At 42.8% G+C, this 16,578-nt stretch carries 17 protein-coding genes; 16 read left to right on the forward strand and 1 reads right to left on the reverse strand.

Annotated features, from left to right (window positions below; translation table 11 throughout):
- Nucleotides 1-50 precede the first annotated feature (50 nt).
- From LRM46_RS02440 to LRM46_RS02495, 12 genes are all read left to right on the forward strand, one after another.
- Nucleotides 51-1,736 (forward strand): hypothetical protein, encoded by a 1,686-nt coding sequence (locus LRM46_RS02440; RefSeq protein ID WP_243812884.1) that lies wholly within the window; start codon nucleotides 51-53, stop codon nucleotides 1,734-1,736.
- A gap of 8 nt (nucleotides 1,737-1,744) precedes the next feature.
- Entirely contained in the window at nucleotides 1,745-2,170 is a 426-nt protein-coding gene (locus tag LRM46_RS02445; protein ID WP_129743803.1) for a ribonuclease H family protein, read from the forward strand.
- Between the two features lie 39 nt (nucleotides 2,171-2,209).
- Nucleotides 2,210-3,187 (forward strand): Kiwa anti-phage protein KwaB-like domain-containing protein, encoded by a 978-nt coding sequence (locus LRM46_RS02450; RefSeq protein ID WP_243812885.1) that lies wholly within the window; start codon nucleotides 2,210-2,212, stop codon nucleotides 3,185-3,187.
- Nucleotide 3,188: 1 nt separating this feature from the next.
- Nucleotides 3,189-4,463 carry an ATP-dependent DNA helicase gene (locus LRM46_RS02455; protein WP_243812886.1) on the forward strand — a complete coding sequence of 425 codons (1,275 nt, stop codon included), beginning with the start codon at nucleotides 3,189-3,191 and terminating at the stop codon, nucleotides 4,461-4,463.
- A gap of 434 nt (nucleotides 4,464-4,897) precedes the next feature.
- Nucleotides 4,898-5,266, forward strand: a complete 369-nt coding sequence (locus LRM46_RS02460; RefSeq protein WP_052198792.1) for a division/cell wall cluster transcriptional repressor MraZ — start codon at nucleotides 4,898-4,900, stop codon at nucleotides 5,264-5,266.
- 291 nt (nucleotides 5,267-5,557) lie between these two features.
- Complete coding sequence (rsmH, locus tag LRM46_RS02465; RefSeq protein WP_243812887.1) at nucleotides 5,558-6,478, forward strand: 16S rRNA (cytosine(1402)-N(4))-methyltransferase RsmH; 921 nt, start codon at nucleotides 5,558-5,560, stop codon at nucleotides 6,476-6,478.
- Nucleotides 6,479-6,677: 199 nt separating this feature from the next.
- Nucleotides 6,678-7,019, forward strand: coding sequence for a hypothetical protein (locus LRM46_RS02470; RefSeq protein WP_129634729.1), 342 nt, complete (start codon nucleotides 6,678-6,680; stop codon nucleotides 7,017-7,019).
- Nucleotides 7,020-7,040: 21 nt separating this feature from the next.
- Complete coding sequence (locus LRM46_RS02475) at nucleotides 7,041-8,786, forward strand: peptidoglycan D,D-transpeptidase FtsI family protein (RefSeq protein WP_243812888.1); 1,746 nt, start codon at nucleotides 7,041-7,043, stop codon at nucleotides 8,784-8,786.
- A 2-nt stretch (nucleotides 8,787-8,788) separates the two neighbouring features.
- Nucleotides 8,789-9,826 (forward strand): phospho-N-acetylmuramoyl-pentapeptide-transferase, encoded by a 1,038-nt coding sequence (locus LRM46_RS02480; protein WP_243812889.1) that lies wholly within the window; start codon nucleotides 8,789-8,791, stop codon nucleotides 9,824-9,826.
- Complete coding sequence (locus LRM46_RS02485) at nucleotides 9,819-11,111, forward strand: FtsW/RodA/SpoVE family cell cycle protein (protein WP_243812890.1); 1,293 nt, start codon at nucleotides 9,819-9,821, stop codon at nucleotides 11,109-11,111. The genes LRM46_RS02480 and LRM46_RS02485 overlap by 8 nt, the downstream gene beginning before the upstream one ends.
- Nucleotides 11,044-12,207 carry a UDP-N-acetylglucosamine--N-acetylmuramyl-(pentapeptide) pyrophosphoryl-undecaprenol N-acetylglucosamine transferase gene (locus LRM46_RS02490; RefSeq protein ID WP_243812891.1) on the forward strand — a complete coding sequence of 388 codons (1,164 nt, stop codon included), beginning with the start codon at nucleotides 11,044-11,046 and terminating at the stop codon, nucleotides 12,205-12,207. The genes LRM46_RS02485 and LRM46_RS02490 overlap by 68 nt, the downstream gene beginning before the upstream one ends.
- On the forward strand, nucleotides 12,204-13,118 hold the full coding sequence (locus LRM46_RS02495) for a cell division protein FtsQ/DivIB (protein WP_243812892.1): 915 nt from the start codon (nucleotides 12,204-12,206) through the stop codon (nucleotides 13,116-13,118). The genes LRM46_RS02490 and LRM46_RS02495 overlap by 4 nt, the downstream gene beginning before the upstream one ends.
- A 761-nt stretch (nucleotides 13,119-13,879) precedes the next feature.
- On the opposite strand, the gene LRM46_RS03890 is transcribed toward LRM46_RS02495, so the two are convergent.
- On the reverse strand, nucleotides 13,880-14,161 hold the full coding sequence (locus tag LRM46_RS03890) for a DUF2726 domain-containing protein (protein WP_243813362.1): 282 nt from the start codon (nucleotides 14,159-14,161) through the stop codon (nucleotides 13,880-13,882).
- Between the two features lie 243 nt (nucleotides 14,162-14,404).
- On the opposite strand from LRM46_RS03890, the gene LRM46_RS02500 reads away from it, so the two are divergent.
- The 4 genes from LRM46_RS02500 to LRM46_RS02510 all read left to right on the forward strand — a co-directional run bounded on the left by LRM46_RS02500 (nucleotide 14,405) and on the right by LRM46_RS02510 (nucleotide 16,567).
- Nucleotides 14,405-14,962: a DUF6609 family protein gene (locus LRM46_RS02500; protein ID WP_243812893.1), complete on the forward strand. Its 558-nt coding sequence runs from the start codon at nucleotides 14,405-14,407 to the stop codon at nucleotides 14,960-14,962.
- A gap of 175 nt (nucleotides 14,963-15,137) precedes the next feature.
- A complete protein-coding gene (locus LRM46_RS03865) occupies nucleotides 15,138-15,269 on the forward strand; it encodes a hypothetical protein (protein WP_259372790.1) in 132 nt (43 codons plus the stop codon).
- A gap of 298 nt (nucleotides 15,270-15,567) precedes the next feature.
- A complete protein-coding gene (locus tag LRM46_RS02505; RefSeq protein ID WP_243812894.1) occupies nucleotides 15,568-15,879 on the forward strand; it encodes an S-adenosylmethionine decarboxylase family protein in 312 nt (103 codons plus the stop codon).
- 1 nt (nucleotide 15,880) lies between these two features.
- Complete coding sequence (locus LRM46_RS02510; protein WP_243812895.1) at nucleotides 15,881-16,567, forward strand: hypothetical protein; 687 nt, start codon at nucleotides 15,881-15,883, stop codon at nucleotides 16,565-16,567.
- The last annotated feature ends 11 nt before the right edge of the window (nucleotides 16,568-16,578 follow it).

Raw genomic sequence — 16,578 nt, forward strand, 5'->3', positions numbered from 1 at the left:
CTAGCTATTGCAAAAATTTATAGTTTGTGATATAATTTACAAGCTATATTATGGAAAGTAAAGAATCATTAGACAATATCACCAACCTTCAAAATCAAGGCGAAGCTGACTTTTCTCTTGAAAGGAAAGAACTGGCTATGGGGTTGGTGGAGACATTTAGCGGAGACCACTTAACTCCGTCGCGTAAACTGGCTGCAGAGATTATTATCGGGATGCCGGAAGATTTAAGTCGTAGGCAACGTACTGAATATATTACGAGGTCGCTAGATGGCGCCCCTGAAGAGATTAGTAAGGATACTGTTATAGGTATAGTTGAGGACTATAAGGTCTTACAAGAGGCTTTTTTGTCGTACATGGAAGATATTGATGAGGGTTCACTAGCGGGAAAAGCGCTAAAGCTTAAGGATAATCAAACAATTCCTGACGATTTAGGCGTGGACGGTGATAATTATGGTAAGAGTCCGTGGGCTGAAAATCCGTCAATTCCAGTACCGCATCTTGATAACTTGATAAATGTATTCTCAACAAAAGGCGAAAGAGATAAAGGTATAGGCTTGGAGACTGCGATGATTGCTGGAGCTATAACCTTGTCTAACTTAAAAATCGCCCCTTATCATAGCGCGTTCGCGTATAAATGTGCAGTATTTGCTGAAAATTTCTTAATTCCAGTATGTAGTATTATTGGGCTGGATAACTTGGAATCTGAGTTAAAAGATGAAATTGGTGTTATGACGGGGCGTAATATTGGCGATGCTTTATATCGCAAAGATGCCTTGAGCAATGATATCGATTCGATCATGAATGAGGTTGACAGGGTTGTGTCGTTGCATTTTGGTAGCAGGTATTCGACTGATCCTACGCGATTTGATTTTGCTATGGGCAATTTTAATGGCGTGTTCTCTGAGTTGCTAGGGGAGTCAGATCTGAAACCTGCCGTAAATACCAATTCCTCGCATAGTACATTTTTTGGATCTGGTACTGTAAAAACCCCGAATGGAGCAGAATTGGAAGTAAGGGCTCGAGGTAAGGGTCGCGGCTCGTATTGTAAAAAATTGCTACAGACCATAGGTTATTACGATAAACGTTCTCAACCTCTGAAGGATTCGGGGGAATTCCATCCGATCGACTTATATGGTATGACGGTAATTTGTCAAGACAACGAACAGCTAGCTGATGCCTATGCTGATGCTGTGATTAAGGCTGTTAATGGCGGTAAGATTACTCCATATCCAGCCCCAGGGCGAAAAAGCGAATGTTTTGTCATTAAGGGTTCTTCGGATTTTCAGGAGAAGATTCGCCAGAAAATTATCGATAAAATACCAGACGTTGATATGGAAATGTTCAGTTTTAAGGATAGTAGTAGCGGATTTACAGATGCGAAGATTACGGGATTCTATGCAACTGACGATGGAAGAATCCCGTATGCGCCGTTTGAGATGCAGTTTTCTACGCCAGATGCTCGTCTGGTGGCTCGTACTGATAAAAAGGCGGCACACTTTTTCTTTAAGCTGCAGAAAATTTACGGCGATTTGGTCAATATGAGTGATGAAACAGCAGAGAAGGTAATTGATATTTGGCAGCGTAAGCAAGACTTCTTTACAAACTGTGCTGATGAAGAGAAGGAATCTCATTTAACAAAACAAAGTCGTGAGCGCGTGAGTGAATTTTATAAAGTCTATAATAAGATGAACAGTGTGTCTCGCAAGATAGCCAGGCGAGCTATAGTTAGTGTATAATTACATTAATGACAACTTACTATACTGACGGCTCTGCTTCGCCGAATCCCGGTCCAGGTGGGTTTGCGGTTATTCGTGATCTTCAGCCTTATATTTTGGGGTCAGAAGATGGTGATACCACTAATATTCGCATGGAAGGTAAAGCCTTAATTGCGGCATTGAAAGATGCTAATGGTGCGCCGTGTGTGATTTATTCTGATAGTGAATTTTGGATTAACGTGGTCACCAAGTGGGCGCCGGGCTGGGAAAAGCGCGGCTGGACGAAGAAGAGTGGCGAGATTAAAAATCTGGATATTGTGCGTGAACTGTACGAATTATATTCAAACTCTCAGGCGGATTTGCGTTGGGTGCGCGGTCATGAGGGCGACGAAGGGAATGAACTAGCGGACGAATGGGCTAATCGAGCGCGTGAAGGCGAGAGATTAGCTAAATAACTGCTAGCGACATCTGATAAAAATTGCTATACTAGAAAAATGGAAGAAGTGAGGGAAACGACTGATATTTTTTTGTGGGCAAATCAAAATGACGCAAAAAAGAATGATTTACAGATAGAGCTGTTCTTATTTAGCAAAAATTACACGCCGTATTTTATGCCAATAAAAGGCGATGTTGAGCAGCAACTCAGACCGTTGTTCTTGTTTGATTATATCAATCAAGTCAATTTGGGTGCGGGCACTGGATTGAGCGTTCGTGATTATGAATTGAGCGAATCGGAAGATAATGTTTTATTGAGGACTGACCTGGAGAAGGTTGGGCGAGCTGAAACGTTGATTCATCTAATCGAGCACGAGCGTCATGACATCGTGGAGTTTTCGGAAACTGAGCACGAATTCAAGCGCATGAAGGGAATTGTGGCGCGATTTACCGATCCGAACAACTCTGACGCGACATTCTACACGGTTAAGCTAATCCAGCAAGGTCAGACGCTGAAGAGCGCGTTGGCTTGGGAATTTTCTGATGGCAAATTTGGTTCGTTTAGTGCGGAAGTTGGTTTTAAGGTTCCGGATGATAATCAAGTTTTGATTGTTGGTAAAGATATTTTTGCGTTTAACCCTGGAAAATTTGAGCGAATGTTTGGCTATGAATATAAAAAGCAGGTGATTGCTGATAAAAAAGTAGCGGAAATTGAGAAGGAATATAAGCTAAGTTTTCCAGAGGGAATGGATCTTAATGCGCTAGTGAAGGAGCGAAAAAAGACGATTAATAAATTGCAGAAATTGGAAATCGGCGCGGTTAAGCAGGAAGATGTTCTGGACTATGCTGATGAGATGCAATTGGAATTGATGAGCGATGATAACGGCGCGATTATTATCATGGACGGCAATGATTTGGATATGTTCGTAAATCTCATTAACGAGGATTATATCGAGAGTAAAATCACGGGCAAGCGTTACGAAATTAAGTCGAAGAAGCTGCTCGGCGAGCCAGAAGGCGAACCGCCACGAGGCTAAAATGGATCAAGAATTAGCGCTGGCTATTCTACTGAGCGGTCGGTCGGCGTTGCTGACTGGTGCGGCTGGAACGGGTAAAACTCACCTGTTGAATAATTTTATTGCGCAGGCGCGAAAGCGCGGTAAAAAGGTGTCGGTAACAGCGACAACTGGTCTGGCGGCGACGCACCTTGGTGGTAATACTATTCACAGTTGGAGTGGCATTGGTGTGAATGATCATTTGCCGAACAATTTTTTTGAACGATTGTCAAAAACGCGGCGTGATGTGATTTCTAAAACTGACGTGCTGATTATTGACGAGATTTCAATGCTTCACGATTTTCGGCTGGATATGATTGATAAAGTTTTACGAACCGTCAGGGAAAATGATCAGCCGTTTGGTGGTATTCAGTTGGTGATGAGCGGCGATTTTTTTCAATTGCCGCCAGTGAATCGTCCGAACGAGCAGGGCGGTGGATTTGTGGTTTATTCTGATGCTTGGCAAGAACTTCAGCCGGCGGTTTTATATTTGGAGCGACAATATCGTCAGAATGATGAGCGGCTTTTGGAGGTTCTGACCGCTCTAAGAACTGGCGATGTTAGGCGACGTCACGTCGAGGCGTTGCTGGCGCGCACGGAAATTGAGCCGCCAGATGGTGATATTACAGAACTGCACACCGTAAATGTTGATGTCGATGATATTAATATTCAAAAATTGGCGGAATTACCAGGAGAAGAGCGTTCGTATCAGCAAACGACGACGGGCTCGAAAATTTATGTAGAGAATCTGCAAAGGTCAGTTTTGGCTCCAGAAAATTTAGTGATTAAGCTGGGCGCGTTGGTGATGGCGGTTAAAAATTCGCCGCAAAAATTATATGCCAATGGAAGTATCGGCACGGTAGTTGATTTCGAGCCGCTGACGGAATATCCGGTTGTTGAGTTTCGAGATGGTCGTCGGGTGACGATGGTACCGGATATTTGGGAATTGCGAGACGGAGAGCGCAAACGAGCGAGTATTTCTCAAGTGCCGCTGCGTTTGGCGTGGGCTATAACAGTCCACAAAAGTCAGGGAATGACGCTGGATGCGGCTAAGATTGACCTGAGAAAGGCGTTTGTTGAAGGTATGGGTTATGTGGCTTTGAGTCGCGTGCGAGATTTGGACAATTTATATCTATACGGAATTAACCGTAGGGCGCTGGAAGTTTCTCCTGACGCGCTGGCAATTGATGAGGTCTTGAGGCAGGCAAGTAGGGAGTCTGCTGAGAGATATAGGGACGTGGTCTTTAGGCCTCATTAGTAGTTTCTTGAATAGAGTACTGGAGCTTATTGCTATTGATTCCTTGAGAATTATTTACTATACTGACGCTAAGAACCACCGGAACTAAATCGCCTTAATTGAGCGGTTCGCCGGTGTTCTTTTTATTGTTAAAAGCGTATACTAGTTTGCCTTTCAACTGTAGGCTGGTCTGAAATAACTTTAATTGCTAATCCATTGCCCAAAACTATTAAATAGCGTCGGCTTATACCAACTCAACACTAGGCTTTTCCACAAAAATGTGGAAAAGTTTTTATTTGATGCAAAAATGGGTAAAAAGTCATAAAAAGGGCTTGCAAGTGGGTAGCTGTGGGTAGTATAGTGGAGTCAGTGGAACGAAAGTTGATGGAAAATCACCAACAAAAACAAACATCCACTACAAAAAAACAACTAATCTACCACGGAGGAAGGACGACGTGCAGACAGATTACTTTGAGCGTAAGTTGGACGACAAGCGACGCTTGACAATTCCAGCTGAACTCAGGGCAGAATTTGCGTCAGGCGTTGTACTAACTCGCGGGTTTGGCAAATATCTCCACTTGTATCCACAGCAGATCTGGGATCGGGAAGTGGAAAGCGCTCTAACTGGAAGTATTCTGGACGAGCGAGTTGCCGACTTGAACGTTAAATTCCGACGAGGTAAAACCGCATCGGCGCTCGACCAAAAACAAGGACGAGTGACGATTGAGCAGCATTTGCTTGACTACGCTGGAATTGACAGAGAAGTCGTTGCTGTGCGAGCAGGGGAATATTTTCGGCTAATAGCGGCCGAGAATGCGGAATAGTAGATTAGCTAAGCACTTTAACAATTAAAACCTCTCGAGATCAACTATCTGGGTATTTGAAAATGGCATGTGGCAATTTGCTCCACATTAAAAACGGCAACGCACCTTCCTCAAACACCTCCCAAAAAAACTCCACCTCACACATAAGTCTCTTTGGAAAACATGGTTGTTACTGACAATCAATAAATTTCCACTCTAAGACAACAAAAACAAACAAAACACAAATACAAAAAAGCCAGAATTAAATATCCAGTTAGGTGATCTCGAGCATTATTTCTGTATAATGGAATAATGATGAGTATTAAAGAACATCCACCACAGTCGGAAGAACTCCAAGCGAGCGAACCGATTCATGTTCCCGTACTTTTGGAGATAACCCTTAGCAAGCTGCAGCCAGTCGAAGGCGAGTCGTATCTCGACTTGACGGCTGGCTATGGCGGCCATGCCAGGGCATTCTTAAATAGGACGGATAGTTACTTGAACTCAGTGTTAGTCGATCGTGATGAAAACGCGATTAAAACATTGGGCGATTTGGCTGAAAAAGGCGTAACTTTAATTCACAAAGATTTTGTGAGCGCAGCGCAAGATTTGGTCAAGCAGGGACGCAAATTTGACGTGATTTTGGCTGATTTGGGGGTGTCGTCACCGCAGCTTGACAGAGCAGAGAGAGGTTTTTCGTTCAGATTTGACGGTCCGCTAGATATGCGGATGGACAATCGGACGGAAATTACAGCGGCAGATATTGTCAATTCGTATTCGGTTGATGATTTGACGCAGCTGATTACTCGTTACGGCGAGGAAAATCCCGGACGGGCGAGGCGAATTGCACAGGCAATTGTAAAAGCTCGACCAATTCAGGGAACGACTGAGCTGGCTGATCTGATCAAGCAAACCGTTGGTCGCGGTAGTATGAAGCATCATCCTGCGACTCGTACCTTTCAGGCGCTACGCATTGAAGTCAATCGCGAACTTAAGCTGATTGAAGAACTATTGCCACTTTTGCCACGCTTACTTAATAAGGGCGGGCGAGTAGGAATAATTAGTTTTCATAGCTTGGAAGACAGATTGATCAAGCGTTACTTTTCGGAGCAAGCAACGGCTGGCTATGAGGCTGAGCTGATTGTTCCAGAGAAAAAACCGGTGTCTGGAACTGAAGATGTTCACAATCCGCGTAGTCGAAGTGCAAAGTTTCGATACGCCGTGAAAAAATAAAACAAAAAGAAGGAGGCACAATATGCCAATCCACATCAAAGTAGAATTCCAGAATACAGACAAGGCAGAGGCTGTTTCAGTACGCCGCGGCTAAACTAAAGCGTATTCCGGAATATACCTTAGAGAAACCAGCCTGTCTTTAACGGGCGGGCTGGTTTGTTATGTTAAATACAAATATAAACATAAAAGATAGAGACAAATGACAAACACCACCACATTTACTTCACGACGTTCACACGGTCAATTGCGCCGAAATCAGAATTCTACACGTTTTCAGTCTCAGGTCAAACTTGGTCCTGTTGCTCATACAGTGCTAGTTGCATTGATGATTACAGTACTGGGCTTGATTTATCTTACTCAGGCAACCAGGCTTACAGCTTACGGCTATGAAGCTCAGAGTCTGGATACAAAAATCACCGAACTAAGCGCAAAAAAGTCAGAATTGGAAGTTCAGAACGCACGTCTGACAGCGTTAGAGAAGGTGAAGAATAGCAATGTCGCTTCAGCTATGACGACAACTGAAACGCATTACGCTCAATAGTGATATAATAGGATAAGCAATATGCAGCGGCTTATTCGTTCAAGAACTGGTTGGTTGGCCATCGCTTTACTAGTAGTGATGGCGGCTTTTGTGCTGCGATTATTTCAATTGCAGGTTTTGCAATATGGCAAATATACGGAATTAGCGCGAGCGAGTCAGCAGCGTCAATTTATCATTCCTGCGGAGCGCGGGAAAATTTACATGATGGACGGGAAAACGCCAGTTCCTGTGGTGCTTAATCAGGCGGTCTATACGGTGATTGCGGATCCGCAGTCGATTGACGATAAAGAGCGGAGTCAGCTTGTTGATAGCCTGAGGGAAATTGCTGGCGGTGAAATGACGGAAAATGTATCCGAAAGGCTTAATAATAAAAAGTCGCGCTATGAAGTTTTGGCGAAAAATATTACCAGAACTCAGGCGGAAAAATTGAAAAAGAAAAACTTTGCGGGCGTGTTGTATCAGCAAAGCTCTATTCGAAATTATCCTGAGGGCGAACTGGGTGCGCACGTGCTTGGATTTGTGAATGCGGCTGGCGAAGGTCAATATGGCATCGAAGGTTCTTTGAATAAGCAACTTAAAGGTCGGGACGGGTTATTACAATCTGTAACTGACGTGAGGAACATACCTTTGACGGTTGGAAAAAATAATATGCGAATCGAGGCGAAATCTGGCGACAATTTGGCGCTGACGGTGGACAGGAATATTCAGAATCAGACTGAATTGGCGTTGAAAAAGGGAGTCGAAGCAGCTGGCGCTACCGAGGGAAGTGTGATTGTTATGAATCCAAAAAACGGCCAAGTTTTGGCAATGGCGAATTATCCGACTTATAATCCGGCGGATTTTGCTAAGCAGAAAAATGGGTCGGTGTTTGTGGATAGCGCGTCGATGGTGCCGTTTGAGCCGGGATCGATTATCAAGTCCTTTAGTTTCGCTACGGCAATTGACAAGGGTGTTATTACGCCGTCCAGCACGTATAATAATACCGATTGTATTAAAGTCGCTGACCGCACGATGTGTAACGTTTTGAGGGGTTTGGGCGGCACGATGACGATTCAAGGCGCGTTTAACAATTCGCTCAACGTCGGTACGATTACCGCGATTCGAAAATTAGGAAATGGTTCGCAGATTAATTTGCCGGCTCGCCAGATTTTGTATGAATATTATCACGATAAATTTGGCTTTGGCGCTAAAACTGGAATTGAGCTGGGTGAGGCTTCGGGTTATATTTATCCACCGGATAGTGCTGAAGGAAATGAGGTTCGTTATTCGGCTATGACTTACGGGCAAAGTATGAATTTGACTACGATTCAGGTCGCAGCTGGATTTTCATCGCTAGTTAACGGCGGTCAATACTATAAGCCGACCGTTCTCGTTGGTACAATTGACGAATCTGGCAATCTGAAATCGTCGGAAAATAAAGTTATTCGCCAAACCGTAAGCGGTGGCGCGTCATCACAGATGCGAACGATGCTAACGACGGCGCGTCGATCTTCATTCCTGTCAAAGAGTGACAAATCTGGCTATGAAATTGGTGGAAAAACCGGTACTTCTGAAGCGGTGATTAATGGTGCTTATACTCAGAAGGAAACTATTGCTACATATATTGGTTATGGCGGTGGAAAAAATGGCGCCGAATATGTCATAATGGTACGTGTAGCGGCTCCAGGCAGGGGGATTAATTTGCAGGGAAATCTTCACGCTGGACCAATTTTTACAGATATATCCAACTGGATGATTGATTATATGAAAATAGCACCAAAGGAATAAATATGGGAATAGCTTTGCAAACAATGACCAATGAATTGACGCACGTATTTTTACTGAGCGTCGGCGCGTTTTTACTAGCGATGTTTTTAACGCCAATTTATACGTTTTTCGCTTATCGATATCGCTTTTGGAAGCGCCAAAGGTCGGAAAGTACTGATGGGAAAAAGCTAAAGGTTTTTGCCAAATTCCAAGCGGCAAAATTGCGGCGAAACATTCCGACGATGGCTGGAGTGATTGGCGTAATCTCAATTTTCGTGGTGACGATTTTCTTCAATTTAGACCGAGCTCAGACCTGGCTTCCTCTGGCGGCGTTGGTTGGTGGCGGAATTGTTGGGCTAATTGACGACATTATCAATCTGCGTGGTTTGGGTGGCGGCGCCGCTGGGCTTCGTAGTCCAGTGAAGTTTGCGCTGATCACGTTGATTGGCGTGGTGCTTGGTTGGTTTTTCTTTGCCAAACTGGGCGTGGCGAGTTTCCACGTGCCGTTTGTGGGTGAGGTGAATATTGGTTGGTTGATAGTTCCTTTGTTCGCATTTGCGGTGGTGGCTACCGGTAACGCTGTTAATATTTCTGACGGAATGGACGGTCTGGCGGGCGGACTGCTCGGTATTAGTTTTGGGGCGTTTGGTGTGATTGCTTTATTACAACAGCACGTCATATTGGCGGGATTCTGCTTTACGGTTGTCGGAGTGCTCTTGAGCTATTTGTGGTTCAATATTTACCCAGCTCGATTCTTCATGGGCGATGTTGGCAGCTTTGCTTATGGTGTGTGTTTGGGCGTTGTGGCGATGTTAACCGACTCTCTACTCCTGCTTCCTGTGATTGGTCTATTGTTTGTAATTGAGGCGGGATCAAGCTTGACTCAAATCGTCAGCAAGAAGTTGTTTAAGAGAAAGATTTTCTTGTCTGCGCCGATTCATCATCACTTGGAGGCGATTGGTTGGCCGGAAACTAAAGTGACGATGCGCTTCTGGGTTATTGGTTGCGTGATGGCGTTTATCGGCGTGATGCTGGCGCTTGCTGGAGGTCATATTGCGTAATTCGGTCGCCAAAAATCGTCAATCTATCGCTCAGCCGGTTCGAAGTCATCGACCGATGTATCAGATTGTGCTTTATATGGGGCTTTTGCTGCTACTTGGGCTGATTGTTATGTATGCACTGGGGCCGCAACGCGCCAACGTGATGAATTATGCTTACGGCACGAATTATAGCGATACGTATTTCTTTGGCAAGCAGCTGACGAGTGTGTTTATTGCCATCATAGCTTTTTCTGCGTTTTACTTTACACCGTACAAATGGTTTATTGGCGAGAGATCAAAATATATTCTCTACGCTGGATTTGCGCTATGTATTCTACTATTTCTCTCGGGCGCGGTACTTCATTTGTCATTTGCGCAAGAAACTAACGGTGCGTATCGATGGTTCCAATTGGGCGTATTAGGAAGTTTCCAGCCGTCAGAATTGCTCAAATATGGCGTACTATTGTTTTTGGCGGGATTTTTAGGGCGGCGGTCGCAACAGGGAAAATTGAACGACATCCAAGAAACTATCATTCCGCTGGGCATTATTTCCGGCTTGTCGCTACTGATGATTGTGTTTTTGCAAAAAGACTTGGGAACGGGAATTTCTTTGATAGCGATTATCTTGTCAATGATTTTGGTAGCTGGAATTGATTGGAAGATTTTCAAGAAGATTCTGGCGATTGTTGCACTTTGTGGTTTGGTGATGATTTTTACATCGCCGCACCGAATTGAGCGCGTGATGACTTTCGTGCAGGGCGATAGTCACAAAGGGACGAGCAGTCAGGAGAACAAGAATTATCACATTCAGCAGGCCAGGATTGCGATTGGTTCTGGTGGGCTCCTGGGGCTTGGAATTGGTAAGAGTGTTCAGGCGACAGGATATCTTCCAGAGGCGACCAACGACTCAATTTTTGCCGTTATGGGGGAAACGTTTGGCTTTGTTGGTTTAATGGCCATATTGGCGCTATTTACAGCATTGCTACTATCAATTTTGCACGTAGCCGCGAGACTTCCGAACGTGACGTTGCGGTTAATTGTGGCGGGAATTTTTGGCTGGATTGCTTCTCACGTGATACTGAATATTGCCGCAATGACAGGATTGGCGCCGCTTACTGGAATTCCATTGCCATTATTAAGTTATGGCGGTACAAGTATGTTGTTTATCGCGGCAGCGTTAGGTTTAGTTTTTCAAATTTCCAAATATACGTCACATAAAGCATTAGAGGAGGGTGAAAGTGGCCAAGATCTTAGCGGTCGGCGGCGGCTCAGGCGGACACGTTACGCCAGTGGTAGCCGTATTTAGAGAATTACAGAAAACTGGTGATCACGAGCTTCGTTTTTGGTGTGATAAAAAATTTGGCGCCAGCGCACGCGGGATTTTTGCTAAGTTCGATGAGAATATTCCGGTTGATTTGATTATTGCTGGAAAATTGCGCCGATATCACGGAAAAAGTATCTCGTTTCATCTATATCCGTCAATTTTATTCCCAAATTTACGTGACGGTTTTAAGGTGATGGTTGGATTTTTCCAGAGTTTATTTAAGCTTATGAAGTGGCGTCCAGACGTTATTTTCATTAAGGGCGGATATGTTTGTTTGCCGGTTGGCTATGCGGCTCGGCTATTAAGAATTCCGTTGGTTTTGCATGATTCTGACGCGCATCCAGGTTTGACGAATCGCTTGCTGAGCCCCTTCGCAAAAGCTATCGGCACGGGTGCGCCGCTTGAATATTACAATTATCCACCAGAAAAAGCTTCATATGTTGGCATTCCAGTTGCGCCAGAATTCCATCCATATTCTGAGGCTGAGAGGAAAGAATTGAAGGAAAAATTGGGCTTTAATGTCAATAAACCGCTGGTTGTTATTACCGGGGGTGGACTCGGAGCCGGGCGAATTAATTCCGCGATTGTAGCAATTAGGGAAAACCTGCTTTCCGAGGCTTCGGTATTTTTGATATCGGGAAATCAGCAATATGAAGAAATTCTCAAGCAAACCGACGAGCGAGAAGGCTGGAGGTTGCAGGCGTTTGTTCACAACGGAATGGCGGAAGTTTTGGCGGCGGCGGACATAGTCGTGACCAGGGCAGGGGCGACTACTCTTCTGGAATTGGCGGCGCTACATAAACCGACAATTATTATCCCCAACGGTCATTTGACAGGTGGGCATCAATTGAAAAACGCTAAGGTTTATCAGGACGCATTGGCGGCATTGATAGTTTCCGAAGATGAGCTGGATAAGGACAATCAAATCTTGGCACGAAAAATAATTGGCGTATTAAAATCTCAGAAAATTCTTAAAGGTCTGGGCGATAACTTTGGTAAATTTGCTAAGCTAAACGCGGCTAAAGATATGGCGAAGATTATTCTTACTACAGTGCGAAGGCAGGGTAGGCGAAAGTGAAATTCCCCTTCTCTAAGAAAAAATCGGACGATAATCTAAGTCGTCGGGAAATCGCGGCGCGTCGTCGAACTGAGAATTATGAGGATTTGCCCACCCAATCGTATCGTCGAAACAGGACGCTTAATAGCCGCCAAACATCCTCTCCTTTGGAGACTTCCGAGAGACTCGAGACTCACGAATTGGTGAAAAAACGTCGCCGTGTAATGCGGAAAATGTTTGCGACTGCGGTAAGTCTGCTTGTTGTGATATTCCTTTTGTTTCAATTGACAATCAATATTTCAATCCAAACTCCCGACGCAAAAAGTTCCAGCAACGCCAATAAATACGTGAGCGTTCTTAATGAATATTACAGCGCCCATCCAGCGGAGAGATTCCGATTTTTCCTCAATAATAATGACTTAAAGCAATTCTTTTTACAGAAAGCTCCTGAGGTAAAAAATATTCGTGTGGAGGGAGATTTTCTAGCGCGATCAGCCGTTAAGTTGACGTTTAGGCAGCCAGTGGCTCAGTGGTCTTCTGGGGATAAGATTTATTTTGTTGATGATAGTGGCGTTACTTTTGAACAGAATTATTTTGCCGCGCCTACGGTTGCTGTTCGTGATGAGAGTGGCCTGCCAACTAGAGGTGGTCAAGAAGTTATCAATCGTCAATTCTTGAGTTTTCTTGGTCAAGCCGTATCTGAATTTTCGCAACACAAAATGAATGTTTCAGAGGTTATTCTGCCAGTTAATACTGTACGCCAAGTTTGGTTTAAGGTCGAGGGCAGGGAAACCCAGATCCGTATGACGGTGGATAGGTCTGCTCAAGCTCAGGTTAAACAGGCGATAGCTACTTTGAGTTATTTGGACAATAATGGCGCAAAGCCAGGGTATATAGACGTCAGGGTAGATCAGAGGTCGTTCTATAAGTAGGGCGGTCAACTTCTCTTTTGGATAGAGTAAGTTCTCTTTTTGTTCTATTACTGTATGGCGTAGAAAATATATATAACAATATAAAAATATGCAAAAGTCAAATAATCGCAAAATGATAAGCTAGGGGAGTAGGGCAATAAAAATATAAAAATGTCAAATAATATAAAATGCATTGTGGAAAACTTAATGAGTTTACGGCGCGCATACTCAGAGTTTATATTGATGTAAAAATATCAATGTAGCACTCCGGCATGTATAGTGCTGGAATTAAAAAATATTTTTAAGTTCGTATTTTGTTAGTGTATATTTTTATAAAAGACGGTATGTTTTATGAGGCTGTATATAGTAGAGAATCCCCTGGTCGAATTACTAGAAAAAGTTCGTTTTTAAGGTGTTAGCGAATATATGTAGACATATGTATATTCATCTTTGTGTGGTATTTATTATTGCGTAAAAGGTACATTGTGCGACATTAAAACTATATCTAAAACACGACTATTCCATCGTCTTTCTTCGCGATAAATTTATCTCATTTTCACCAAATCAACCTACTTGTCGTTTACTATTTTATAGACCGCCCTATTTGTCAGCTTGGTGCGTTTTATGTTGTATATTGGTTTATCTGCATTGGCTCGGATTTATAATTTGTGCTTGTATCGCGCAAAATTTATTAATATAAATACTCAGCCGATTCGGCTTTATGTACACTTAAAAATTAACTCATAATTAGTTCGTATTTTGTTCTATTGTTTTTTAAATCGCTAGTTTTGCGAAAGAGCTTGGGTGATTCTGTGCTTAATTATTTCACTGTTCCATTCGCCTGCCTTAAATCGCAGTAGGGGCATATTAGTATTGGCCATGATCGAATTGACAAAATCGTCGCGCGTTTTTCGATCGGGCTGATTGTGAGTATTGTCATCAAGCTCGATGGCTATTAGAGGTTTCATATCATTGGTGCAAATTAGAAAATCTACAGATTTGCCGTTTATTCTCGCGAAAGCCGCTTTCCAACTTTTATAAAACGATAATTCACTTGGCGTCATTGCACAAGATTTTTTAATATATACGTATTCTTTCTTTATTGGGGTTTTAATTGGGCTTGTGTCGCCGCCGGTCCCCTGCCTTGCTTTGATTGCCAGAAAAAATAATTGCGGCTACTACTATAGCTATAAATATAAGCGTTTCCATGAGATTAGTTTATCATATGTTGATAATAAATGCTTACGATTTTTAGGCTTTATCGTTGAGGTGATATAATAAGAGTGATAATTTTATCGGAGATATTTATGGCTTTTTTAAATTATAATAAAGATGAAAAGTTGGAATTCAATTATAAGAGAGCGTGCGGATTGTGGCTAATTGTAATAGCGGCGATTATTTCAATAGCTACTTTAATAGGAGGAAAGCAAATAATAAATATGCAAATATTTAGTATTGGATATGTTATTAGTTTTTTCTCAATCAACATGAATAAAAAGGTGTTGAATAGGCTGTCTGGTGGCCCTTCGAGTGAATTTCAAAAGAAAGTATCTTTATATGCCGTTATTTTATTATTTATCTTGATGGTTTTGCTGGGTGGACCATTCTTTGCGACTGAAAATTGGAGATTGATTTGGCTGGGAGCGCTGATGGCAACTGCACTGCATTTTTTCCCGTATTATTTTGTGCATGGAAAATCAATGATATATCTAGGTCTTATTTGCGCCATTAATGTTTTTGTAGGGTATATTTTTACTGATATTCCATTAGAGGTGATGGCATATATTGACTCAGCGATTAAGCTTGTATTCGGAATGTATTTACTATTTTTTTCGAAGCCGTCAAAAAAGACACCTCGTTTTTGAGGCGTCTTCATACAATGACAGCTGCAAATCACAACAACTGTCCAGCTATCGTACTACTTTTTAAGCGATTGCTCAAGTCTCCTCTTGTCGCTATTTGCTAGATTCCGCAATACGTATATAAATGAGTATAAAATGAACATGTTATTTTATGCTAAAATGAGGGCAGGAGGATAATATGGCAAACGGAACTAAAATACTTGATAATGGAATTATTTTTCATTCTTTTACGATGGGCGAATTAATGATATCAGTATTGTTACTTATAATCATAATAATTTTGCTGGTCAATATCAATAAAAAAGACTAAGCGAGAATAGAAAAGTAGCGCTTTCGGACTTTTAAATATTCATTCATCATAAAAAAGAAGTAGGTCTGCTCTCCTATCCAATACGGGTGGCGCTACCTATTTCTGCGTAAATATTACTACTGCCGCCACGAAAAATCAATAAACGGCTGTTGTTAATACCGCCTTTATCTATAGTTTCCCAACAATCTAAATGCCGATATTCCCTAAGAGTCGCGTTTCACCTTTACCCCTGGCACCCTAGAGGTGATATAATTACTATAATATGCATGCGTCCGCGTTCCAGTCTATAACCATAAAAGTGAGCGAAGTTGACTCTGCCTTGCTTAATGACGCGGATGAGCTGCAGAAAATGTTAAGAAATGTTACGGAATTGGCGGGATTGCATTCTTTGGAATCGGTGATGCATCAATTTTCTCCGCAAGGAATCAGTGCTGCCCTGCTTTTGTCGGAGTCGCATATCGCGATTCATACGTGGCCAGAAAGCGGCGTGGCGTATATAGCGATGACAACTTGTAAAATACTGGATGATGATAAATTGCAACAAATAAAAGAGTTGGTTGCACGGGTGTTGGACGCAGAAAACATAATTATGAAAGAAATGGCAATGTAATATGAAACGAACCAAAGCGCGACTTAAAATCAACCAAATATTGACTGGAAAGAAAACTAATTTGCGAGTTGTTGGCTGTTTGCTTTTTCGCGAATGGGATAAGAAAGACAAGCGATTTTACTACTGGGAAGAGTGGGAGATTACCGGGCTGGCTGATTATGATAGCTGGGTGGAATATGATCACAGCGATCAAACCGTTTCTCTGTACGAGCCGATTCGTTTCACTCAGGCAATTGATCCAACGCAATTGGAAAAAGGTCAATCATTTACCGTTTCCGAGCAGGATGGAAAAGAACATACAGTAGTAGTTGATGAAGTTGGCGTGGGTGAAATTGTTAATATCAAGGGTAAGAATACCTATCAAGTTTTCCCGAAAGAACTGATGGCGTACGCTACTTTGAGGGATACTGGCGCGCCGAAAAACCGTCAGTTGATAACAATTGAGAAGTATAACAATCGCGAATACGACGCTTATCGCAAGGTTCAGTTGAGCGACAAAGAACAGAAGGAAATGTTTGGCAGGACCATTAAGCCGATTGACTGGACGACGATTATAGTTATTGCCATATTTATCGCCATTATTTTGTTTGCGTTCATTTTTGATAACAATTCCGACAGCAGTAATGGCGGAGGTCACGGCGGATCGCGCAGTGTTTATGGCGGCAGTAGCGGCGGGCTTGGTAAATAAAAGGAGTTATA

The organism is Candidatus Nanosynbacter sp. HMT-352, from assembly GCF_022819345.1.
Lineage (GTDB): Bacteria > Patescibacteriota > Saccharimonadia > Saccharimonadales > Saccharimonadaceae > Nanosynbacter.